This is a genomic window from Nocardia thailandica NBRC 100428 (assembly GCF_000308795.1).
Taxonomy (GTDB): domain Bacteria; phylum Actinomycetota; class Actinomycetes; order Mycobacteriales; family Mycobacteriaceae; genus Nocardia; species Nocardia thailandica.
In genome coordinates this window covers 75,608-94,472 of record NZ_BAGK01000167.1, presented here as the reverse complement: position 1 = coordinate 94,472, position 18,865 = coordinate 75,608, and the positions used below count along the sequence as shown (strand labels likewise).

35 protein-coding genes are annotated in these 18,865 nt (G+C 68.2%); 31 read left to right on the top strand and 4 right to left on the bottom strand.

From position 1 onward, the window contains the following. Positions 1 to 157: 157 nt before the first annotated feature. Positions 158 to 838, bottom strand: coding sequence for a hypothetical protein (locus ON36_RS18075; protein WP_157224929.1), 681 nt, complete (start codon positions 836 to 838; stop codon positions 158 to 160). A 95-nt stretch (positions 839 to 933) separates the two neighbouring features. Continuing rightward, positions 934 to 1,263, bottom strand: coding sequence for a helix-turn-helix domain-containing protein (locus tag ON36_RS18070; RefSeq protein WP_157224928.1), 330 nt, complete (start codon positions 1,261 to 1,263; stop codon positions 934 to 936). Positions 1,264 to 1,665: 402 nt separating this feature from the next. Between ON36_RS18070 and ON36_RS18065 the strand changes: the two genes are divergently transcribed. Then, on the top strand, positions 1,666 to 2,103 hold the full coding sequence (locus ON36_RS18065) for a hypothetical protein (RefSeq protein ID WP_043654626.1): 438 nt from the start codon (positions 1,666 to 1,668) through the stop codon (positions 2,101 to 2,103). A 73-nt stretch (positions 2,104 to 2,176) separates the two neighbouring features. Here ON36_RS18065 and ON36_RS18060 read toward each other — a convergent pair whose 3' ends face one another. After that, positions 2,177 to 2,614, bottom strand: a complete 438-nt coding sequence (locus tag ON36_RS18060) for a helix-turn-helix domain-containing protein (RefSeq protein WP_157224927.1) — start codon at positions 2,612 to 2,614, stop codon at positions 2,177 to 2,179. Between the two features lie 521 nt (positions 2,615 to 3,135). Here ON36_RS18060 and ON36_RS18055 point away from each other — a divergent pair. The 30 genes from ON36_RS18055 to ON36_RS17915 all read left to right on the top strand — a co-directional run bounded on the left by ON36_RS18055 (position 3,136) and on the right by ON36_RS17915 (position 18,553). Next, the gene (locus ON36_RS18055; protein ID WP_245558120.1) at positions 3,136 to 4,017 is read left to right on the top strand and encodes a YqaJ viral recombinase family protein; all 882 of its coding nucleotides are present in this window, start codon (positions 3,136 to 3,138) and stop codon (positions 4,015 to 4,017) included. Position 4,018: 1 nt separating this feature from the next. Next, positions 4,019 to 4,657: a hypothetical protein gene (locus ON36_RS32835; RefSeq protein ID WP_052314099.1), complete on the top strand. Its 639-nt coding sequence runs from the start codon at positions 4,019 to 4,021 to the stop codon at positions 4,655 to 4,657. Then, positions 4,657 to 4,890: a hypothetical protein gene (locus tag ON36_RS18045; protein ID WP_043654621.1), complete on the top strand. Its 234-nt coding sequence runs from the start codon at positions 4,657 to 4,659 to the stop codon at positions 4,888 to 4,890. Before ON36_RS32835 ends, ON36_RS18045 begins: the two co-directional genes overlap by 1 nt. Then, on the top strand, positions 4,883 to 5,575 hold the full coding sequence (locus ON36_RS18040) for an exonuclease domain-containing protein (RefSeq protein ID WP_043654619.1): 693 nt from the start codon (positions 4,883 to 4,885) through the stop codon (positions 5,573 to 5,575). Before ON36_RS18045 ends, ON36_RS18040 begins: the two co-directional genes overlap by 8 nt. Further along, on the top strand, positions 5,572 to 6,405 hold the full coding sequence (locus ON36_RS18035; protein ID WP_043654617.1) for a hypothetical protein: 834 nt from the start codon (positions 5,572 to 5,574) through the stop codon (positions 6,403 to 6,405). The genes ON36_RS18040 and ON36_RS18035 overlap by 4 nt, the downstream gene beginning before the upstream one ends. Continuing rightward, complete coding sequence (locus ON36_RS18030) at positions 6,402 to 7,130, top strand: hypothetical protein (protein ID WP_043654614.1); 729 nt, start codon at positions 6,402 to 6,404, stop codon at positions 7,128 to 7,130. Before ON36_RS18035 ends, ON36_RS18030 begins: the two co-directional genes overlap by 4 nt. Before the next feature lie 32 nt (positions 7,131 to 7,162). Next, the gene (locus ON36_RS34875) at positions 7,163 to 8,122 is read left to right on the top strand and encodes a hypothetical protein (protein WP_157224926.1); all 960 of its coding nucleotides are present in this window, start codon (positions 7,163 to 7,165) and stop codon (positions 8,120 to 8,122) included. Further along, entirely contained in the window at positions 8,119 to 8,679 is a 561-nt protein-coding gene (locus tag ON36_RS18020; protein ID WP_174377582.1) for a hypothetical protein, read from the top strand. The genes ON36_RS34875 and ON36_RS18020 overlap by 4 nt, the downstream gene beginning before the upstream one ends. Continuing rightward, positions 8,676 to 9,059: a hypothetical protein gene (locus ON36_RS18015; protein WP_043654609.1), complete on the top strand. Its 384-nt coding sequence runs from the start codon at positions 8,676 to 8,678 to the stop codon at positions 9,057 to 9,059. The genes ON36_RS18020 and ON36_RS18015 overlap by 4 nt, the downstream gene beginning before the upstream one ends. 196 nt (positions 9,060 to 9,255) lie before the next feature. After that, positions 9,256 to 11,013: a DNA cytosine methyltransferase gene (locus ON36_RS18010; protein ID WP_043654606.1), complete on the top strand. Its 1,758-nt coding sequence runs from the start codon at positions 9,256 to 9,258 to the stop codon at positions 11,011 to 11,013. Continuing rightward, a complete protein-coding gene (locus tag ON36_RS18005; protein WP_043654603.1) occupies positions 11,010 to 11,792 on the top strand; it encodes a hypothetical protein in 783 nt (260 codons plus the stop codon). The genes ON36_RS18010 and ON36_RS18005 overlap by 4 nt, the downstream gene beginning before the upstream one ends. Continuing rightward, complete coding sequence (locus ON36_RS18000) at positions 11,789 to 11,971, top strand: hypothetical protein (RefSeq protein ID WP_043654600.1); 183 nt, start codon at positions 11,789 to 11,791, stop codon at positions 11,969 to 11,971. The genes ON36_RS18005 and ON36_RS18000 overlap by 4 nt, the downstream gene beginning before the upstream one ends. 16 nt (positions 11,972 to 11,987) lie before the next feature. Beyond that, positions 11,988 to 12,386 carry a hypothetical protein gene (locus tag ON36_RS17995; protein ID WP_043654597.1) on the top strand — a complete coding sequence of 133 codons (399 nt, stop codon included), beginning with the start codon at positions 11,988 to 11,990 and terminating at the stop codon, positions 12,384 to 12,386. Next, positions 12,383 to 12,733 carry a hypothetical protein gene (locus ON36_RS17990; RefSeq protein WP_043654594.1) on the top strand — a complete coding sequence of 117 codons (351 nt, stop codon included), beginning with the start codon at positions 12,383 to 12,385 and terminating at the stop codon, positions 12,731 to 12,733. Before ON36_RS17995 ends, ON36_RS17990 begins: the two co-directional genes overlap by 4 nt. Further along, positions 12,730 to 13,077 carry a hypothetical protein gene (locus ON36_RS17985; RefSeq protein WP_043654591.1) on the top strand — a complete coding sequence of 116 codons (348 nt, stop codon included), beginning with the start codon at positions 12,730 to 12,732 and terminating at the stop codon, positions 13,075 to 13,077. The genes ON36_RS17990 and ON36_RS17985 overlap by 4 nt, the downstream gene beginning before the upstream one ends. Continuing rightward, on the top strand, positions 13,074 to 13,769 hold the full coding sequence (locus ON36_RS17980; RefSeq protein WP_083885204.1) for a hypothetical protein: 696 nt from the start codon (positions 13,074 to 13,076) through the stop codon (positions 13,767 to 13,769). Before ON36_RS17985 ends, ON36_RS17980 begins: the two co-directional genes overlap by 4 nt. Then, on the top strand, positions 13,766 to 14,047 hold the full coding sequence (locus ON36_RS17975) for a hypothetical protein (protein ID WP_043654588.1): 282 nt from the start codon (positions 13,766 to 13,768) through the stop codon (positions 14,045 to 14,047). The genes ON36_RS17980 and ON36_RS17975 overlap by 4 nt, the downstream gene beginning before the upstream one ends. Continuing rightward, the gene (locus ON36_RS35500; RefSeq protein ID WP_169334711.1) at positions 14,044 to 14,217 is read left to right on the top strand and encodes a hypothetical protein; all 174 of its coding nucleotides are present in this window, start codon (positions 14,044 to 14,046) and stop codon (positions 14,215 to 14,217) included. The genes ON36_RS17975 and ON36_RS35500 overlap by 4 nt, the downstream gene beginning before the upstream one ends. Next, the gene (locus tag ON36_RS17970; RefSeq protein ID WP_043654585.1) at positions 14,214 to 14,639 is read left to right on the top strand and encodes an acyl-CoA synthetase family protein; all 426 of its coding nucleotides are present in this window, start codon (positions 14,214 to 14,216) and stop codon (positions 14,637 to 14,639) included. Before ON36_RS35500 ends, ON36_RS17970 begins: the two co-directional genes overlap by 4 nt. Beyond that, positions 14,632 to 15,132: a hypothetical protein gene (locus ON36_RS17965; protein WP_043654583.1), complete on the top strand. Its 501-nt coding sequence runs from the start codon at positions 14,632 to 14,634 to the stop codon at positions 15,130 to 15,132. The genes ON36_RS17970 and ON36_RS17965 overlap by 8 nt, the downstream gene beginning before the upstream one ends. Beyond that, on the top strand, positions 15,129 to 15,377 hold the full coding sequence (locus tag ON36_RS17960; RefSeq protein WP_043654581.1) for a hypothetical protein: 249 nt from the start codon (positions 15,129 to 15,131) through the stop codon (positions 15,375 to 15,377). Before ON36_RS17965 ends, ON36_RS17960 begins: the two co-directional genes overlap by 4 nt. Further along, on the top strand, positions 15,374 to 15,730 hold the full coding sequence (locus tag ON36_RS17955; protein WP_083885203.1) for an HIT family protein: 357 nt from the start codon (positions 15,374 to 15,376) through the stop codon (positions 15,728 to 15,730). The genes ON36_RS17960 and ON36_RS17955 overlap by 4 nt, the downstream gene beginning before the upstream one ends. Then, positions 15,727 to 15,966, top strand: coding sequence for a hypothetical protein (locus ON36_RS17950; RefSeq protein WP_043654579.1), 240 nt, complete (start codon positions 15,727 to 15,729; stop codon positions 15,964 to 15,966). Before ON36_RS17955 ends, ON36_RS17950 begins: the two co-directional genes overlap by 4 nt. Continuing rightward, positions 15,963 to 16,190: a hypothetical protein gene (locus ON36_RS17945; RefSeq protein ID WP_043654577.1), complete on the top strand. Its 228-nt coding sequence runs from the start codon at positions 15,963 to 15,965 to the stop codon at positions 16,188 to 16,190. Before ON36_RS17950 ends, ON36_RS17945 begins: the two co-directional genes overlap by 4 nt. Next, the gene (locus tag ON36_RS17940) at positions 16,187 to 16,429 is read left to right on the top strand and encodes a hypothetical protein (RefSeq protein WP_043654575.1); all 243 of its coding nucleotides are present in this window, start codon (positions 16,187 to 16,189) and stop codon (positions 16,427 to 16,429) included. Before ON36_RS17945 ends, ON36_RS17940 begins: the two co-directional genes overlap by 4 nt. Continuing rightward, complete coding sequence (locus tag ON36_RS17935; RefSeq protein ID WP_043654572.1) at positions 16,429 to 16,653, top strand: hypothetical protein; 225 nt, start codon at positions 16,429 to 16,431, stop codon at positions 16,651 to 16,653. The genes ON36_RS17940 and ON36_RS17935 overlap by 1 nt, the downstream gene beginning before the upstream one ends. After that, positions 16,653 to 16,865: a tautomerase family protein gene (locus tag ON36_RS17930; RefSeq protein WP_043654568.1), complete on the top strand. Its 213-nt coding sequence runs from the start codon at positions 16,653 to 16,655 to the stop codon at positions 16,863 to 16,865. The genes ON36_RS17935 and ON36_RS17930 overlap by 1 nt, the downstream gene beginning before the upstream one ends. Continuing rightward, positions 16,862 to 17,371, top strand: coding sequence for a hypothetical protein (locus ON36_RS17925; RefSeq protein ID WP_043654566.1), 510 nt, complete (start codon positions 16,862 to 16,864; stop codon positions 17,369 to 17,371). The genes ON36_RS17930 and ON36_RS17925 overlap by 4 nt, the downstream gene beginning before the upstream one ends. Further along, a complete protein-coding gene (locus ON36_RS17920; RefSeq protein ID WP_043654563.1) occupies positions 17,368 to 17,823 on the top strand; it encodes a hypothetical protein in 456 nt (151 codons plus the stop codon). The genes ON36_RS17925 and ON36_RS17920 overlap by 4 nt, the downstream gene beginning before the upstream one ends. A gap of 61 nt (positions 17,824 to 17,884) precedes the next feature. After that, positions 17,885 to 18,553, top strand: a complete 669-nt coding sequence (locus ON36_RS17915) for a DNA-methyltransferase (protein ID WP_043654561.1) — start codon at positions 17,885 to 17,887, stop codon at positions 18,551 to 18,553. On the opposite strand, the gene ON36_RS17910 is transcribed toward ON36_RS17915, so the two are convergent. Further along, entirely contained in the window at positions 18,550 to 18,762 is a 213-nt protein-coding gene (locus tag ON36_RS17910; protein WP_043654558.1) for a hypothetical protein, read from the bottom strand. The two genes, ON36_RS17915 and ON36_RS17910, sit on opposite strands and share 4 nt — an antisense overlap. Positions 18,763 to 18,865 lie beyond the last annotated feature (103 nt).

Genomic DNA, 18,865 nt, shown 5'->3' with positions numbered 1-18,865 from the left:
TAGACCGCAAAGGCCCAGGTCACAGGGATTCCACGAGAACCCCGTGTGACCTGGGCTTTGTTGGTGTTGTTCGGTGTTGTCGGGTGTTGTCGGTGGTCCTCGGACGGCTTGTAGACGACCTGAGCGGGCACCCTCACGGCCCGCCCAGCGGCCCCGATCACGACCTCTGCGACGCCTCTCGCCGCGCCGCGATACGGTCCCGCAGCGCCACCCACAACCCCAGTAGCCCAGCGATAGCCAGCGCGATAGCCGCGGGCGCGGTCACTATCGTCTGCACCAGCGCCTCGTGATGCGCCAGCCAATCCGGGTCGCTGCGCGAGCCCCACACGGCCACCACCACGAAACCCAGCAGGATCACCCCGACCGCCCCCGGCAGGGCCGCGGCCGCGAACTTCGTCGACGCCCGCGCACCGCGCAGCACCCGCACCAGCGCGGCGACACCGAGCCCCGCGACGACGGTGATCACCACCGCCAGCGCGAGCGTGCCCAGCAGGGGAGCGTTGGGGATCATCAGCGCCACCGCGGTCATCGCGATCAGCGACCGCCACGCCCACACCGCGGGCCTGAACCAGCGTTTGTGGCCGTCGTAGTCGCCCTCGGTGATCTCGGCCGCCGCGCCGTCGAGCAGCACCCACCCGTACAGCTCGCACGCCATCACCGCGACGAGGGTGTAGACCAACTTCGCCCAGAAAGACTCTCCATCGCCGTTCTGGCCGAAGTCGAATCCGATTGCGGGCAGCAGGAACCCGATTCCGGTAAGCAGCAATGCCAGGGTGAATCGATGCGATCGCGGGCTCGCCCTCCAGATCGACAGCCGCGCGACACCGACAGCAACCACGAACCAACCTACAACCGACACAAATCGGACTGTATATCGTGCGTGGTCGGCGGGGGTCCGAAACCGCATACGGTAAGCGGTTTAGACGGTCCCATTCACCAGCCCAGCGAACGCCCGATGTTGCGCATCGCCGCGTTCGGCTTCGGCGCCGTTGGCGTGATCCCCGCTGCTTGGAGCAACGTCTCGGCTTCATCGATGAGGTCGGTGACGCGACAATGAAACAAGCCCGCGAGCTGCCACAGGAACGTGATCGGCACCGCTTGCCGACCCTGTTCGAAATTCCGCACGCGCGGAGTCGACGTATCGAGCAACTCGGCCAGGTTCGCCTGCGTCATATGCTTCCCGTCCGGCATCTTCTGCAATTCACGGCGCCGGGCTATCACCCTGCCTAGCGCTTGGTCGAGCGTTCGTGGAGCCTCCGTCACCGCCTCACCGTAGCCTCAAATGAGACATATATGGGGCACCGATACCCACATGACACGCCATGAAACTTGCACTTGGCAACGGATTGGTAACGGGCCGAGGGGTCTGTTGTGGTACTCAGAATCTTAGTAGTACAGTTCGGGCAACCTCGTTTTAGAGGCTAGGTATCCGGCAAAATCCGGGTCTGAGCTGCGCCACTTCCGTCGGGGGAAGCCGCAGGTCAACCGCCCAGATGTGACAGCGGAGGGACGGACGCAGGTGACAATCGGACTCCAATAACGCTACCGAAGCGTAACCCGCGTCAACCCCACCAACACGCCACTCGGTTACCGACCGGCATCCCGCCGGGGCGGCACGCAGCACCACGGGCCTCACCCGACATCACGACGACATCAGGACGACCAATGACGCTCAGCCCCGATCCAGGCCCCAAGATCAGCCCCTTCCATCCCATCCCCCTCCACCCCGACCTCTCCGACGGAGTCGCCGACCTCGGAGTCACCACCCACCCGCCCGACCGCGTCGCCGCCTACTGGTTCTCCGACGACGGGCAGATGTGGAAGGAGATCGGGCACCTCACCGTCGAATCGGACGGCGGCGTCGGGGTGTGGCCGCGCGACCACGACGGACCCGGAGGCGTCACCGACGACGAACTCGAAGTCCTCTGCCAGCTCGGCGTCGAAGCCTTCGTCCACCGACCCAGCGCCCAGGACGCCTGGATCCAGACCCCCGACGGCACCTGGCACACCGAAATCAGCGTCCCCGTCGACGACGGCGACCCCTTCGCCGAACGCGTCCGCGCCATCGAGATCACCCGCCGCGCCCAGCGCGCCGCAGCCTGACTGAGCACAGAGACTGAAACGGCCCCCGCCATCGGCGGGGGCCGTTCTCGTTGAACGTCAAGTCATGGGCGCATCAAGCCCGCGGCTTCGGCCGGCGAACCACCTGCCCGACCGGCGTGGCCCGCCGCCGGCCCGGCTTACCGCGCGCCGGTGCCTCGGCTTCCGCCTCGCTCGGCTCCGCGGCGGCCGCATCCTTCCCAGCCTTCTTCAGTCGCCGGGCGATCTCGGCGATGAGGGCATCGTTGGTCAGGTCCTCGACTGGGGGCGCCACCTGCGGCACGTCCTCGTCCAGGTCGTCCCGGGACAGCAGTCCGGCGTTCACAAACGCCTCGAGCACCGGACGGTTCAGTGCGTAGGCGATGCGCCGCACGTGATCGACATCGGTCCGGAAACTCCCGGTGCCGCTCTCGAATTGCCGTCCCCAGTTGTAGATCGTGGACTTCGGAATGCCCGTGAGCTCGGACAGCCTGACGACGTCCTTCACCCCGCTGGCCTCCATGTTCGACGACACGTATGGCCACCATCGGCTGGAGGTAGGTGGCGGGGCCACGACTTCGATCATCAGCGTGCCTCTCGCAAGTGGGTGGTTCCTTCCGTTGCGCATGTTATCGCGTAATAGAGCGCAACAGAAGACAGTCAACTGTAACGAGCCGTGACTTTCCTCCCACGATACCCGTCATCTGCCCAGTTCAGGGCGGTTCCCGTGTAAGAGACGTGTCCTTCGTCGCGCGCAACACCCCGCGCAACAGGGTGCGCAACTGGTGCGCAACGCACAACGCCTTGCGAAAGAGTTCTGTCCAACGTACTGTAATGCAGTGCAATGAACTGCACCAAGTTGTTAGGTGCCAGCCCCCCATGGCCCTGGGGGACTGGCTGGTCACACCGCGCGACGAAAGGACTCCGCAGCATGACCGCCCCGCACCCTACATCCCGGCTCCGACGAGCCGAGAACTCTTCGACCGCATACGCCTGGTGCATCGCCCTCGGCATCTTCCTCGGCGCCGCACCCTGGCTGGCCCATTGGAGCCCCCTGTGGTGAATCCCGCTCTGCACCAAGAACTCCCCCGCGCTGAGCGTGGCAGCCAGGAATGGCCGCAATCCCGCCTCGTCCTCTATCCGAACCTCATCCAGGGCTCGGACGAGTGGCTGGCCCAGCGCTGCGGAATGCTCACCGCCTCCACGATCGGCAGCCTCATCAGCGCCCGGAAACTGTCCGCGATCGACTACACCTGCCCCGCCTGCGACGCGCCCCCCAGCGAGTCCTGCCGCAGCAAGGTCCACGCCGACACCACCATCAAGTCGCTCCACGCCGAACGCGCCGACATGGCACGCCGTCACGCCGCACACACCGTCCTCGAGGTCGCCAACAACGACACCTCGCGCAGCCTCACGGCACTGCTCGTAGCCGAACGCATCACCGGCTGGACCGACCCGGTGTTCATGAGCGACGACATGTTCCGCGGCATCGAAGACGAACCCCGCGCCCGCGACAAGTACAGCGAGCACTACGCCGCGGTCACCGAGACCGGCTTCATGGTCCGCGAATACCCCGGCTTCCACCTCGGCTACTCACCGGACGGACTCGTCGGGGCCGACGGCCTGATCGAAATCAAGTCCCGACGCCCAAAGATCCACGTCGAACACATCCTCGCCGGACGCGTCCCCGCCGACAACATGGCCCAGTGCCAGGCAGGACTGCTCGTCTCCGGCCGGTCCTGGCTCGACTACGTCAGCTACGCCGGCGGCATGCCGATGTGGGTCACACGGGTCTACCCGGACCGCCGCTGGTTCAACGCGATCCTCGCCGCAGGCAAGGCCTTCGAGGACACCGCCGCCGACATGATCCGCCGCTATCGCGCCGCGGTCGAAGGCCTGCCGACCACCGAACGCGAACTCACCGAAATGAGCTTCTGACATGGACATCTCCGACGCCGCCGCCCCCAAGTCCGACCAGATCAACGCCGACGACCTGATGTCGGGACCGCGCGTGGTCACCATCGTCGAAACTCGCCGCGGCAACGCCGAACAGCCGGTCGAGATCGTCACCGCCGAGTTCGGCCCCGGTCGGCCGTACCGACCGGGCAAATCGATGATCCGGGTCCTCATCAACGCCTGGGGCGCGGACGCCAAGGCATACACGGGCCGCCGCCTGAAGATCTACCGCGACCCCGAGATCCGTTTCGGTCCCGAGAAGGTCGGTGGCATCCGCATCTCCCACATGTCCGATATCCCCAGGAAGCTGACCCTCGCACTGACCGTCACCCGCGGGCAGCGCAAGCCGTACGTGGTCGAGCCGCTCCCCGCTGGGCCACCCCTGATTACCGCCGAGCAGGCCGAGGAGATCGCCGCAGACATCGAGCGGGCCGAAACCCACGAAGCGCTCGACACGATCGTCGCCCTACTCAAGACGTTCAACCTCGGCCAGCACCGGAACCGACTCGTGCAGCTGTGGAAAGACCGCGCCAACACCGTCAGCGCTGAGCAGGCCGCGCCGTCCGACGGGCACGTCCCCGACGCCCCGGCCGACTACTCCGACATCCCGCCGGAGCAGTGATGCGGCGCGACAACCTCACGGTGGCCTCCGACGTCGTCGACGGTTCGTGGCTCGTCTACCCGGTCGAGGGATCTCGGCCGGGGCAGGGCGGCGACTGCTACGAGGTCGTCAACTTCGGCGACCAGGAGCTGAAGGCGTTGCGCTACGCCAACGCGAACCCCGGCCTGCACGCCATCTACGTCCTGCCCGGCGAATCCATCGCCGCAGCCACTGAACGGGGCGACCGTGACTAGCTGGACGACCCTGCCCCTGGCCAGCTTTGACCTCGAGACAACTAGCCCGGACCCGCACACCGCGCGGATCGTCACCGCGTGCGTCCTCCGGATCGACGGCGGCGACGTCGCCCGCCGGCATTGGGTCGCCGACCCCGGCGTCCCGATCCCGGCCGCGGCCACCGAGATCCACGGCTACGACGACGAGTACGTCCAGAAGCACGGCCGCCCCCACGCCGACGTCGTCACCGACGTCGTCACCGAACTGCAGGCGGTGTGGGCCGAAGGGCGCGCGCTGGCGATCTACAACGGGTCCTTCGACCTGTCCCTGATCGCCGCGCACTCACCCGGATTCGCCGTCGCCGGCCTCGTCGTCGACCCGTTCGTCCTCGACAAACAGGTCGACCGATTCCGCAAGGGCTCCCGGAAGTTGTCCGCGGTGATGATGCATTACGGGATGCGCCTCGAGGACGCGCACGACGCTGAAGCCGACGCCCTCGCCGCGGCACGCCTCGCCTGGAAACTCCCGCGCGTTTTCCCCTATCTCGCCGACTACACGCCGGACCAGCTGATGGAGCGCCAGACCCACTGGTACCGGGAGGAAGCCCACCGGTTCCGGGACTACCTGCGCCGCAACGACCGCGACTTCTCCAGCGTCCGCACCGAATGGCCCATCCAGGCCGTGCCTGAAAGCGAAGCAGCATGACCCCGACCGCCTCCACGGTGCCCGTACTCGGCACGTACAAGGCCCAGAAGCTCTGGAGGTTGCGCCGAGCCCGCAACGCACCCTCCACGATCGTCGACGCCACACCCGCCCAGGACCACGTGTGCTGGCTGGTGTCGCTCGGATTCAACGACAGCTCGATCGCCGCCGCGGCAGGCCTCACCCAGAAGACCGTCGCGAACTATCGCCTGCGCGTTTACCCGACAGCCCGAGCCCAGCACGCGCAGAGGCTCCTGCAGGTGTCGCACGTGCCCTGCCCCGCTCAGGCGGACCGGTACGTGCCCTCACTCGGTGCCCAGCGACGCATCCGTGCCCTGCTGGCTATCGGCTGGCGCTACAGCGATATCGCCGAGGCATCCGGACTTCACTACGTCGCAACCATCGGACGCGTCATGCGGGTCACCGTCATCCAAGGTCGCACCTGGGAAGCGATCCACCGCGCCTACGAACGGCTCTCCGGCCGCCCCGGCCCCTCGACGATTGGGCAGAAGAAGGCGATCAACCAGGGATTCGCGTCTCCCATGGCCTGGGAAGACATCGACATCGACCACCCGGACGCGGTCCCGGCCATGGACAGCCCGGACACCGAGGCCGGGGTCGACGAGGTGCTGCTGGCGCGCCTCATCACCGGCCAGCACACCGCGCCCGCCGGCACCATCCCCGCCGCCGAGCGCGAAGCGTTCCTCGATCACGCCGTCGCACACGGCTGGACCGGGACACAGGTCGCGGAAGCCTTGCAGATCGACCGCAAGGCCGGCGACCACCTGCTGCGCCGCCGCAAGCGCAAGCTCGCCGAGGAGGCCGCAGCATGAGCGATCTCGCACCGCGGACCCTCGACACCAAGCGGTACCGGTGGCGCAAAGCCAACGGCATCGAGCTCTACACCGACGTCGTGCCGGTCGTCGAACATGTCATGGAGCTGCACGCCATCGGCGTCACCCCGCAGATGATCGGCTACGTCGCCGAGTGCTCACGCCAGGTCATCCAGAACCTGCCTCTCCACGCGCAGATCACCGTGACCCTGGCCGCCCGGATCCTGGCCGTCACACACCTCCCGCACCCGCGCCAGCACCGCGTCCTCGCCATCGGCGCCACCCGACGCATCCAGGCACTGCAGGCGCTCGGCTGGACCCGGTGGGACATCGCCGAGCGCCTCGAGATCGACAGCAGCACGATCAGCCAGATCTGCAACGCCCAGCGGGTCACCTACGGCCGCTGGGCCGCCGTCCGAGCCCTCTACGAAGAGCTGTCCGGCACGCCAGGGCCGAGCCAGCGTGCCGCCGCAACGGCCCGCAAACACGGTCTCGCCGCGCCGCTGGCGTGGGAGGGCCTCGATATCGACGACCCGCGCGTGCAGCCGGACTGGGCCGCCACCGGCATCCGCCTGGCCGACCGGCCTGTCTGCCTCAACGGTCACCGGTACACGCCCGCCAACACCCGCCGGGACAGCCGCGGCCACCGCCGCTGCAAGACCTGCGACCGGGCCAGCGACCGCCGCAACCTCGCCGACCGGCGAGGCCGCCTCCGCAGCGCCTGACCCCGCACGAGCAGAAAGGACGGACCCACGCAGTGCCGAAGGACAACCGGATCTTCATCACGCTGGCCGTCGACATGGACCGCCACCCGAAGTTCGCGTCGCTCAACGACGCCCAGAAGTGGCTCATCGTCAAGGCCATCATGCACTGCCGCGAGTACCTCACCGACGGCCGCGTCGCGCTCCCCGCGTGGCGGAAGATGGGAACAGATCGGAACAGAAAAGCGGTTCTCGCTACCGGCGTCTGTTCCGAAGACGCAGAACAGAATTGCGTCATCTTCCACGACTACGCGCAGCATAACCAGACGCGCGCCGAGGTCGACGCAGCCAAAGAAAAGGCCAGGTCAGCCGGGCAGAAGGGCGGTTTGCGGAAGGCGGCCAACGCCAAGCGGAACACCCCGAAACGGCCTAGCAGCGGGCTAGCAGCTGCTAGCGATCCGCTTAGCGAAAACGTAGCAGAGATAGAGATAGAAGAAGAGAACTCTACTTACGTACCTAGCGCTGCTTACGTAAGCAACGCGGACGCGCACGACGAACCGCCGCGGCGCGAACCCACCACCGAGGCCACCGGCCCCGCGGTGCCGCCCGACGGCTGGAAGCTCGTCCGCCACGCCACCCAGGGCCTCTCCCAGCCCACCCGCACCGCGCTCGCCATCCAGGCCTCCGCGCTGCTGCACGCCGGCGTCGACCCCGACGACATCGCCACCGGACTCGAAACATGGATGGCGCGCCCCGACGCCCGCCTCGGCCTCTTCCGGCACCTCGTCGACGACGCCGTCAAAGCCCGCCGCGCACCCGCCGCAACCGCGAACAGCGGCACACCCCTCGCCTACAACGACCGCAAAGTCCTCGGCTGGGAAGAAGCCGCCGAAGCCGCCAAACGCAGCCTCGGGCTCATCCCCGGCACCAACCAGACCGCCCTGCCCACCGGGCGCGGGGGAGACCGGCCCCTGCTCACCATCCTCGACGCCGACTACGTGGAAGAGATCGCATGACCGCCACACCCAGCCCCATCGACACCGCCCGCGAAGCCCTCCAGCGCTGCTCCGGCTACGACCTCTGGTTCCCCACCCCCAGCCAGACCGCGATCGTCGCCTGGGCCAAAGCCTTCGACGACTCCCGGCTCAGCCACGACGAACTCCTCGCCGGCGTCGACCACGCCTACCAGAACGAAGCCCCCGGCTACCGGCCCATCCCCGCCTCCATCATCGCCCACGCCAAAACCGCCTACTTCGAATCCCTGCGCGGCCTCCCCGACGACCGGCGCCGCCTCATGGACGAAGCCAACTACGCCCTCCAGGACATGGGATTTCACCCCAATACCGCCCACCGCTACTCCCGCGCCGTCGCCCACGGCCGCACCCCCGAGATCACCCTCACCCCCGAACAGGCCACCGAACTCCGCGCCCGCCTCACCCGCACCCGCGAACAGCTCGAACAGCCCCCGCGGCACCTCGAACCCTTGTGGAAGCTCCTGCGCGAAGGCCAGGGCCCCAAGCCCGCGTTCCGTGCCTTCACCGGCGACGCGACCGAGGAAGGCGACGCCGCATGAACCGGGTTGACATCGAGGCGATCCTCGAAGAAATCGGGATCGGCGTCACCGACACCGCCCTCCGCCACTGGACCGACATCCTCGGCGGGCTGCCCCTCGACATCGTCTCCGAAGCCATCCACATCCACCAGCGCACCAACGCGTTCATGCCCACCGCCCGCGAAATCGCCGACATCGTCGTCGGAATCCAGGCCCGCAACGCACCCCAGCCCCCACCGAAGCGTCGCGCCGTCCTCGCCGCCTACCAGATCAACGCCGCCCTCGCCGACCCCTGCCCCAACTGCCACGCCGACGCCGGACAGGCCTGCACCGCGGCATCCGGGCTCGAAGCGCGGTGCCCGTGCGTGGCTCGGCTGGTGCGGAAACGGGCCGCAGCATGACAAACCAGACGGTCTCAAAACGGAACTCCGTACATGGGACGCAGTTACCTGCAGTCCCCTCCAGGTGCCGACGACGCCCCGCGCCCGTCCGCAACGCCGCCATCCACCCGCCCAGCATCCACGCTCCCGCACGAACACACGTTCGACAGGGAACCGTGTCCGAAACGCCCCAAAACACGGCAGAAAGGCCGCCGCTGTGAGCACCACCAAAACCCGCGCCCGCACCGCAACCCACCGGCCGGCCACCCGACAGCGACGGTTCCGCCACGACGACCTCATCGCCGTCGACCTCTTCAGCGGCTTCGGCGGCCTCACCCAGGGCATCGAAGCAGCAGGGTTCACCACGATCATGGCCGCGAACCACAACGACTACAAAGTCCAGATCCACGAGGCGAACCACCCGCACGCCGAGCACTGGATCGCGAACCTCGTCGACCCCGAGTCCGCCGACTACCACTCGGCGCGGGACCTGCCCGCGGGCGACCTCCTCGTCGCCGGCGTCTCCTGCGTCAACCACAGCCAGGCGAACACGAAGAAGGCCTACGAGCAGGGCGCGAACCTGTTCGACCTCGACGACCCCGAATTCGATGAGCGCGTGACCCGTTCGGAGCGGGACCGGGCGACCGCGAACTGCGTGCTCCACTACGCCGACCGGCATCGGCCGCGGGTGATCATCGTCGAATGCACGACCGAACTCGTCTCCTGGGGGCCCGCGATCCCCGGCCGCAAGAAGATCGGCGACGGGACGACCTACCGGTGGTGGCTGAAGCAGTTCGACACCATCGGCTACGAGTACCGCGAGCTGCGGTTGAACAGCATGTTCTTCGGTGTCCCGCAGTCCCGCGACCGCCTCTACGTGGTGTTCTGGCAGAAGCATCTGCCCACCCCGGACCTGGACCACTGCCCGCTGTCGTGGTGCCACGCCTGCGACCAGGCCGTGGAAGCCGTGTGGTCGTGGAAGACCGGTATCCCGCTGACCGGCGCCGTCCGCTACGGCTCCCAGTACAACTACCGGTGCCCGCGGTGCCGTCGTGAAGTCGTCCCGCCGATGTCGCCGTCACTGAACGCGCTCGACCTGTCCGACCTCGGCACCCGCATCGGCGACCGCACCAAACCCCTCGCGCCGGCGACCATGGCGCGCGCGGAACGCTGCCGCGCCCGGTTCGCCGAGTTCCCCGCCGTCCTCATGCCCGCGAAGTCGGTACACGGTGTCGAGAAGCACCTCGGCCAGCCGATGGCCACCCAGACCAGCCAGCAGGAGACCGCGCTCCTGTCCACCGGCCCCATCGCGCCGCCGGCCACCGTCGCTACAGGCACGGTCATGTTCGCGCACCGCCACAACGGGGACGGCCAGCACTTCACGCGCCCGATGGACACGGTCACCGCGACCGAGGACCGGGCGCTGCTGTTCGCCTCGGTCACCAACTACCAGGGCGCGCCCCGCGGCGTCGACGCGGCGCTGCCGACCCAGCCCGGTTCCGAAACCCTCGGCGTGGTCACCGGAATCATCCCGTTCCGCAAGAACACCCGGCCGACGATCCATGCCGAGGCGATGCCGACAGTCACCTCGGAGCAGATCCCCGGCCTGCTCACGGCCGCGGGCTGGTTCAAGCAGAACGGCAGCGGGGCCGACGCGACCGCGCCCCACCCGGTCACCGAACCGTTCGGCACCCTCACCTCGCGCGACACCACCGGACTCGTGGTCGGTGAATGGCGTGACCTCCTGGCCGAGATCCAGCTCGAGGACTGCTATTTCCGGATGCTGCGCGCCTACGAGGTCGGCCGCGGCTGCGGGTTCGATCCCGACTTCGGTGATCAGCCGGGCACGTTCAAGGTGTGGGGGTCGGCGCGCAACCAGGTCGACGGCTACGGCAACGCGGTCTCGCCGGCGGTGGGGGAGTGGCTCGGACGTCGCCTGCGCGCGGTCCTGCACGGTGAGCAGGTCGCAGCATGACCACCCACATCGTCCAGTTCTCCACCGGCGCAGGATCGGCCGAGGTCGCGTGGCGGGTTGTCGAGGAACACGGCGCCAGCAACGTCGTACTCCTCACTGCCGACACCAAGGTCGAAGACGCGGACAACTGGCGCTTCGGACACGAGGTCGCCGAGCGGCTCGGCTGCACGTGGGACATCATCGCGGACGGTCGCACTCCGATGGAGGTCGGCCGCGACGAGCGGGTGGTGCCCAACAACCGCATGGCGGTCTGCTCCCGCGTGCTCAAACGAGAGCTGCTGCGCAACCATCTCGAACACCACTACGCCCCTGAGGAAGCGGTCATCTACCTCGGCTTCGACTGGACCGAACCCGAACGGCATGCCGCCGCGGTGGAGCCCTGGAAGCCGTGGGCGATCCGGTCGCCGCTGCTCGATCCGCCCTACGTCTCCAAGCCGGACCTCCTGGCCCTGTTTCGTGCACGCGGGATCGAGCCGCCGCGGCTCTACCGGCAGGGGTTCGCGCACGCGAACTGCGGCGGGGCCTGCGTTCGTGGCGGCCAGGCGCAGTGGGCGTTGCTGCTGACCGTGAACCGGCCGCGCTACCTCGAGTGGGAAGCGGAGGAGGAACGGACGCGCGCGATGCTCGGGCGAGACGTTGCCATTCTCCGCGATCGCGCCGGCGGTGCGGTGAAGCCTCTGACGCTGGGCGCGTTTCGTGAGCGGATTGAGCAGCAGCCAGCGATGTTCGATCCGGACGACTGGGGGGCCTGTGGCTGCACTGAGAGGGTCGCGGCATGATCGCGGCGTTGGTGTTCAGCGCCGGTTGGCTGCTGGCGCTCGCGCTGTGCGCGTACACCGCGCCGACCGAGGAAGCGCGCCGGTTCGCGTGGGCTGGGTTCGTGGGATCGGTCGTCGGCACGGTCGTCGGCGGCCTTGTCGTGGTGCTGATCGCTGTGGCGGCTGCGGGTTTGACATGAGTAGTGGAATCAAGATGTGCGCATCAGTGAATGGACCCGGCCGGTGACCCCGCCGCCGGTTACTCACCTGCTCGCGGAAGGCCGCTCCCTGCTCGCCGAAGCCACCCTCGGCGAGTGGTCAGCCACGCCGCCGAGCGGGATCGTGCTCACCGACTACTGGGCCGTCGGCACCACCGCGGACGGCCTGCTTGAACGGTTCGCTACCGCCGGCACGAGCCTGAACGATAAGGCCGACGCGCACGCGATCGCCTGGGCGATGACAAACCTGCCCCACCTGCTCGATGCACTCGACCGCGTACAGGCCCTGCTGCGGCAGTGGGACGGCGAGAGCGACCTGCGCAACGACCTGTTCGCCGCCATCGCCCGCGAGTGCGCGCGCGAACTCCGGAAAGCCGTCGAAGGAAACCCGACGTGAACGAGCCCGCGTTCACGCTACTCCTCGACCTACTCGGACAATCCGACCTCGTCCGCCTCGCCGACAGCATCCAGGCTGGGCAACGCGTGTGGATCGACACGCCCGACAACCCCAGCCTCTTCACCTACATCGACCTGATCTCAACGGTATTCAGGGGCAGGCCGGGGTACTGGCGGGGCGACGAAGAGGTGCGGTTCGACGCGACGCGCGCGTGGGTTCGCGTCACCTCCGACGGGTGCCGACCGTACGGGCACCGCCCCGACATCGACACCGACGGCGTGTGGCGGTGCGACCTCCACCTGATCGTCCCCACCATGCACACGCTCGAAGGAGAACCGGCCGCATGACCGACCAGCCCGAACCGGAAAACATCGCCGGCGAGCCGATGATCACCGCCGACCTCCAATCCCGCCTCGCCGCCGGCGCCCAAACCCTGCGCGACAACCCCGACGCCATCAGCCACGCCCGGCTCGTCGAGCTGGTCGCCGACTGGATCGACGCCGAAGCCCTCATGTGGGAACTCACCGAACGCTACGTGCAGATCCTCAACGGCCTCCAGGTCAACGGCCAACGCGCCTGCAAGGTGTCGCTCGTCGAAACACCGAACGGTGGCATCGCTACCCACAGCGAAACCACCCAGCACGCCGAACGCATCATCACCGCCCTCACCGCGCAGGAGCCCACCGCATGACCCCTCTCGTGTTCCTCGACACCGAAACCGACGGCGTACACCCTGGTCGGAAAGCCTGGGAAATCGCCATGATCCGCCGCGACGACGCCGGCGAGCGTGAGCTGTCGTTCTTCGTCGACATCGACCTCGCCACCGCGGATCCGTTCGGGTTGCGCGTTGGCCGGTTCTACGACCGCCACCCCGTCGGCCAATGGCTTTCAACCCGCGAAACCCTCGCACCGCTGAACCCGCTGACCCGACCAGAGTCAGGCAAACGCGGCATGGTCGAGCCGTGGACCGCAGCCGAGATCGTCGCCCGCTGGACCCACGGCGCGCACGTCGTCGGCGCTGTCCCGAACTTCGACACCGAGACTCTCGCTCCGCTGCTGCGCGACAACGGACTCACCCCCGCCTGGCACTACCACCTCATCGACATCGAGAACCTCACCGTCGGCTACCTCGCCGGCCTTCGTGCTCGGGGAGCGTTCGACATGCCCGACGGCGAAGAGTCGTTGGAGGACCGAGCGCGGCGCTTCGACTCGATCGCTGCGATCAACCCGCCGTGGAAGTCTGACGACCTCTCCCGGCTGATTGGCGTCGAACCGCCCACCGAGGAGGAGCGGCACACGGCGCTCGGTGACGCGCGCTGGGCGATGCGGGTCTACGACAAGGTCACCGGCAACATCGCACCGGTCCTTGAGGAATCCGCGTGACCGCCGAACAGATCCGCGCCGAAGCGATCGAACGGATCGCGCGCGAGGCATGGGCCGAGCACCACCGCGCCGAGGCGAAGCTGGACGGTCGAGCGTGGGAGTCGGAGCGACCTGCGTTCCAACAAATCTACCGCCGATGGGCCGCGCGAATGGTCGACGCGCTCGGTGACCTGCTGCCCACGGGTGTCGAGCGCCTGGCCGCCTACGCGGTGACCGACGAAACCGACGACCGCCTCATGCAGCGCTACGTCACCGCCTGGACGGACGCCCCCGAATGACCGGCTCCCTGCGGCTCGTCTGCCCGACCTGCCAAGGAACCGGAACCGGCTGGGCCTCGATCAAGGGCCCCACCACCGCGGCCGGCCAGTGCCCGACCTGCCGAGCCGAAGGAGACGTGACCATCGCGACCTGGGAACGCATCACCGGAGAGAGGTACCAGTACCGATGACCGACAGCCCTGACCTGACCGTCACCGAGCTCGAGCGGATCCGCGAGGCGACCCTGCGCACGTACGAGGGCGGTGACGAGCAGTACGACACGCTCCCGCCGCACCTGCGGAAGGTCGTCGACGGCGACGGCGGCCTGGTCAACATGATCGACCTCGCCATTGCACGCACCAAGCAGCTCGAGGCGTTGCGCGCCGAGACCCAGCAGAACTACGCGGCGATCCACGCCAAGCAGCAGCGCGACCAGGCTCTCATCGACGAGCTGAAGAAGGCCGCGCGCGCCGTCTACGGCGTCGGCGTCGACCGCACGATCGTCCCGCCCGGCACGATCGCCCGCATGCGCGCCGAGAACACCGGCCCGTCACCCGAATTCCGGGAAGCCATCGCGCGCGCCCGCCAACGCCGAGAGGAAACCAATGGCTGATTACCCGAAGTACCAGACGCGGCCGGCCACCGTCGAAGCCATCCATTTCCGCCTCGGCACCTCGACAAAAGCCGACCTGCTCGCGTTCTGCCCCGACGCGAACATCGGCGCGCCGAACGAGGACGACACCGACATCCGCTGGTTCATCATCGGCGGCCCCGGCGGCGGCGAAGTCCAGCCCAACAACTGGATCCTCCGCACACCGAACGGCACCACCACCGTCCTGCGCGAAGACGTCTTCGCCCGCCTGTACGCACCGGTCGCGGACCTGCCCGGGAAGTACAGCGTGCGCGGGTTCTTCCACTGGGCGCCGGTTGAAACCGCCTACGGGGACGAGGTGTCGGTCTACGAATCCTCTGCCGCCAGCGCCCCGCACGTGTGGCTGCGCATCGAGGACAAGGACGGGCGCGACATCGCCGCCCACCTCGCCGTCGACCAGGCGCGCACCATCCGCGACCAGATCGACGCATGGCTCACCCAGGCGGCAGCATGACCAGCCCGCGCCGCGCCGCCCTGCTCGCCGGCCTCGCCCTCGCCGCTGCGGTCACCCTCGCCGGCTGCGCCAACGACACCTCGGCCGTCGACCACGAAGTACGCCGCATCCCCACCCCCGACGGCGGCAGCGTGCTGTGCGTCATCGTCCGCGACAACGCCAACTCCGGCTCCACCTCCGTCGACTGCAACTGGGAGAGCCGCACTGTCACGACCCCGGCCAACGTCAACGAGGACCAGCCATGACGAACCGTTGCCCGTTCTGCGCGATCCTGGATGACGGCGCGCCCGCGACCATCGTCGACCAGTGGCGCGAGGCCATCGCGATCGTTCCCCTCAACCCGGTCACACCCGGACACCTGCTGGTCATCCCACGCAAGCACGTCGACGACGCCACCACCTGGCCCACTCTCACCGGCGTCGTGATGAAGTACGCGGCCGAGATCGCCGCCCGCACGCCCTCGGCGAACATCATCACCAGCATCGGCGCCGAAGCCACCCAGACCGTCTTCCACCTCCACGTGCACGTGGTGCCCCGCCGTGCCAGCGACGGCCTGCACCTGCCCTGGACCGGACAGCAGATAGCGGCCGGCGAATGACGGACGGTGCGGCGCTCGACCGGTTCCTCAACCGGTATAGCGCCGCGGGCCAGCGATCCCCGCGCGTGCACGTCGGCGCAGTGCGCGGATTGAACGGCCGCGTGCAGGGCTGGGCGGTGTGCGTGCTGTGCGGCCACACCGGTTACGAGGTCGGCTATCTCAGGCCTTGGCGGCGCGCCGTCTCGCTGGCCTTCGACACCGCTACCTACATTCGCGACAAGGAGCAGCTCGCATGAGCATCGTCACGTCCCGTACCCGCGTCGAAACCCACCACGAATGGGTCGTCCCGCTTGACGACAGCGGCAAGGTCCCGGTCGGGGACTTCCTCGAAGCCATCGCGTTCGCCCGCAGCGGATACGCCGCCCACCACGGCAGCATCCCCACCTTGGACGACTGGGCGCACGTCACCCACGAGGACGACCGGCTGGTCGTCTTCTTCACCACCAGCGAGGTCAAATGACCACCCGAACCCGCACCGCCGCCGCGGTACTCGCGGTGATCGCCTCGGCCGGCGTGGGTGTTGCCGTCGCGAACTCCGACACCGGCAGCCCCAATGGAGTTCGCGTCCAGCGCTACACCGATCAGGGCACCGGGCGCAGGTGCCTGGTCTTCACCCATGACACCGCTCAAGGCGCAAGCATCGCGGTCGACTGTTTCGCCGGCGCCGTGACCCAACCAGACCCGGGAGAGCATCCCTGATGTTCCAGAGCCGAACCCGCACCGCCGCGACCGTTCTCGCCCTCGCCGTGCTCGCCGGCACAGGAGCCACCGCCTGCAACCGGCCGACGCGCTGGTGCGAACTCGACCGCGGTGACGTCCTCGTCGACGACTCCTACTGCGAGGCCGGGCTGCCCGGCTACGAGTGGGAACCCGACCACGACAAGCCCAAGCACAAGAAGAAGCCGAAGAAGACGGGGCACTGATGCGGGACTACTACTTCATGATCACCCTGACCTGGCCGACCCCGCTGGGCGTCCAGTTCAGCGAGCGGCGGGGCACCGTGAAACTCCGGGTCGGCCAATCTCGACAGAACGCTGTTGAGGACGTGATCCGCTGGATAGCCGAGCAGGTCGGCGCGCCGGAGGACCACGTGGTCCTGTTCTTCTCCCTCGAACCGAACGAGCTGGCCGCGTGACGCCCGAGGAGATGCTGCGCCTTCGAGCGGAAGTCCGAGCGCTCGTTCAGCCGTCGTCGACGTTCAACGATCCTGAACAGCGGCCCACAGCGAACAGCACCCCGATCGAGTTCTGTGCCTCCTGTGGGCACGCGCGCACCGGCCACCGGTTCCGGCACGTCTTCCGGCTCGCGGAACCCCACCGCACCCTGCCCGAGCCAGACCTCGACGTCGGCCGATTCGAGGTGTCGTGCGTGCCCCGCGACCACCTCGAGCGCGCCGCGTTCACGATCAACGTCGAATACCGCGGGCACGGCCTATGGGCGGTCACCCACCTGGGGCGCTGCTACGCCGCCGACGGCAGCCGATCCCCGGAATCCATACCCAGCGAGCGCCACGACGAATGGCTTGCCGCGCACCGGTTCCCGTTCGACGAAGCCCTCGCCCTCGCGAAGCAGATCGCGCCACACCTGCGCGTCGGCCGGTGGGGTGTCGCCGAAGCCCTCGCCGAGGAGAGCGACACGTGACGGAATACCACCTGCTCACCGTTGCCGAGTCCACCGGTGACGACGAGGACGGCTATCGGCGGTCCCTCGTATCCGGGCCACTCGCCGACGCCATCCGCGCCCGCTTCAACGCCAGCGACCCGGTCTACGTCCACGAGCACGTCGAACACGGCGGCCACTGCGACACCTGCGCCAGCATCGACAACGTCCTCACCGTCGAATGCGGGCCGTACCGGCGCTCGTTCGCCGCAGACGAAGGCATCCCGCTGCCCGCCCTCCTCGACTGGCTCGACGAACCCCGCCGGCGTGCGCTGGCCGCGGCAGCCAAGCGGATACGCAGCGCCGAGGCGAACGGGAGCATGGACGCAGCCGTCAGCGACATCGTGGCCGCCCTGAATGCCGTCGAAGAAGCTGGCTACGGCAACGAATACGACTGGTTCCAGAAGTTCTCGGCACGGCTCGGATTCCAATAACCCGGTTCGGGTTGACAGGGCGAGTGACAATCGGATCGTGAAATATGTGAAGGGGGCTTGAATGGCGGCCCCGTATTACGAATCCGGCAATATCCGACTATTCCACGGATCATGCCTCGACAATTCCGAATGGCTCGACGCCGAAACGCTCATCACCGACCCGCCCTACGGAATGAGCTACACCGGCCGCGGCGGACGAAAAACACTCATCGCCGGAGACGACACCACCGAAATCCGCGACCAAGCCCTCGCTGCCTGGTTCACCCGCAACCCTGGCTCCACCGCCGCCGTGTTCGGCACCTGGCGCATCCCCCGACCGCCCAACCCGAAACTCGTCCTCGTCTGGGACAAGACCGACGGCACCGGCCCCGGCATGGGCGACCTCGCCTGCGCGTTCGGCAGCTCCCACGAGGAAATCTACCTGTGGGGACGCTGGCCCAAAGGCACCCACCGGCGCATCGGGTCCGTCCTGCGCACCAGCGTCGGCATGAGCTCCCTCGCCCGCAAGGTCGGCCACCCCACCCCCAAACCCGTCACGCTGATGGAGCTGCTCATCGACCGCAGCGAAGGCGCCATCGCCGACCCGTTCGCCGGCTCCGGCTCCACCCTCGTCGCCGCCCGCAACCTGGGCCGACCCGCCACCGGTGTCGAGCTGGAGGAGCGGTACTGCGAGCTGATCGCCCGCCGCCTCGAACAGGAACCGCCCACCGAACTCGCGGCCGCCGCCTAGTCGCAGGTGTCGCAGAACTCCGTCAGCCGCCGCCCGTGCGCGCAGCGGGTCGTCGACGCCTGTAGGTAGCCGCGGCCGTTGAGGAACCAGTCGGCCCAGTCGTCGACCAGGTCGCGGGTCACCGGCTCGGTGAGCACGCTGGCCGGCGGGGCGGGGACTGTGCGGTGGTGGTCCCAGCGGGCGCGGGCGTCCGCGCGTGTGGCAGCCATCACCGACACGCCGCAGGGGCGACACACGCCCGTGTAGCAGCGCACGCCGCCGCTGGAAATGGTCGGCAGAATCTCGATGCTGCATTCGCTATCAGTGCTGGTC

Bases quoted from the DNA above. Each gene is read 5' to 3' on its own strand.
- ON36_RS18065 (WP_043654626.1), top strand. From the start codon at position 1,666: ATGACGCTCAGCCCCGATCCAGGCCCCAAGATCAGCCCCTTCCATCCC.
- ON36_RS32835 (WP_052314099.1), top strand. From the start codon at position 4,019: ATGGACATCTCCGACGCCGCCGCCCCCAAGTCCGACCAGATCAACGCC.
- ON36_RS18045 (WP_043654621.1), top strand. From the start codon at position 4,657: ATGCGGCGCGACAACCTCACGGTGGCCTCCGACGTCGTCGACGGTTCG.
- ON36_RS18035 (WP_043654617.1), top strand. From the start codon at position 5,572: ATGACCCCGACCGCCTCCACGGTGCCCGTACTCGGCACGTACAAGGCC.
- ON36_RS18030 (WP_043654614.1), top strand. From the start codon at position 6,402: ATGAGCGATCTCGCACCGCGGACCCTCGACACCAAGCGGTACCGGTGG.
- ON36_RS18020 (WP_174377582.1), top strand. From the start codon at position 8,119: ATGACCGCCACACCCAGCCCCATCGACACCGCCCGCGAAGCCCTCCAG.
- ON36_RS18015 (WP_043654609.1), top strand. From the start codon at position 8,676: ATGAACCGGGTTGACATCGAGGCGATCCTCGAAGAAATCGGGATCGGC.
- ON36_RS18005 (WP_043654603.1), top strand. From the start codon at position 11,010: ATGACCACCCACATCGTCCAGTTCTCCACCGGCGCAGGATCGGCCGAG.
- ON36_RS18000 (WP_043654600.1), top strand. From the start codon at position 11,789: ATGATCGCGGCGTTGGTGTTCAGCGCCGGTTGGCTGCTGGCGCTCGCG.
- ON36_RS17985 (WP_043654591.1), top strand. From the start codon at position 12,730: ATGACCGACCAGCCCGAACCGGAAAACATCGCCGGCGAGCCGATGATC.
- ON36_RS17980 (WP_083885204.1), top strand. From the start codon at position 13,074: ATGACCCCTCTCGTGTTCCTCGACACCGAAACCGACGGCGTACACCCT.
- ON36_RS35500 (WP_169334711.1), top strand. From the start codon at position 14,044: ATGACCGGCTCCCTGCGGCTCGTCTGCCCGACCTGCCAAGGAACCGGA.
- ON36_RS17970 (WP_043654585.1), top strand. From the start codon at position 14,214: ATGACCGACAGCCCTGACCTGACCGTCACCGAGCTCGAGCGGATCCGC.
- ON36_RS17965 (WP_043654583.1), top strand. From the start codon at position 14,632: ATGGCTGATTACCCGAAGTACCAGACGCGGCCGGCCACCGTCGAAGCC.
- ON36_RS17960 (WP_043654581.1), top strand. From the start codon at position 15,129: ATGACCAGCCCGCGCCGCGCCGCCCTGCTCGCCGGCCTCGCCCTCGCC.
- ON36_RS17955 (WP_083885203.1), top strand. From the start codon at position 15,374: ATGACGAACCGTTGCCCGTTCTGCGCGATCCTGGATGACGGCGCGCCC.
- ON36_RS17950 (WP_043654579.1), top strand. From the start codon at position 15,727: ATGACGGACGGTGCGGCGCTCGACCGGTTCCTCAACCGGTATAGCGCC.
- ON36_RS17945 (WP_043654577.1), top strand. From the start codon at position 15,963: ATGAGCATCGTCACGTCCCGTACCCGCGTCGAAACCCACCACGAATGG.
- ON36_RS17940 (WP_043654575.1), top strand. From the start codon at position 16,187: ATGACCACCCGAACCCGCACCGCCGCCGCGGTACTCGCGGTGATCGCC.
- ON36_RS17935 (WP_043654572.1), top strand. From the start codon at position 16,429: ATGTTCCAGAGCCGAACCCGCACCGCCGCGACCGTTCTCGCCCTCGCC.
- ON36_RS17930 (WP_043654568.1), top strand. From the start codon at position 16,653: ATGCGGGACTACTACTTCATGATCACCCTGACCTGGCCGACCCCGCTG.
- ON36_RS17915 (WP_043654561.1), top strand. From the start codon at position 17,885: ATGGCGGCCCCGTATTACGAATCCGGCAATATCCGACTATTCCACGGA.
- ON36_RS17910 (WP_043654558.1), bottom strand. From the start codon at position 18,762: ATGGCTGCCACACGCGCGGACGCCCGCGCCCGCTGGGACCACCACCGC.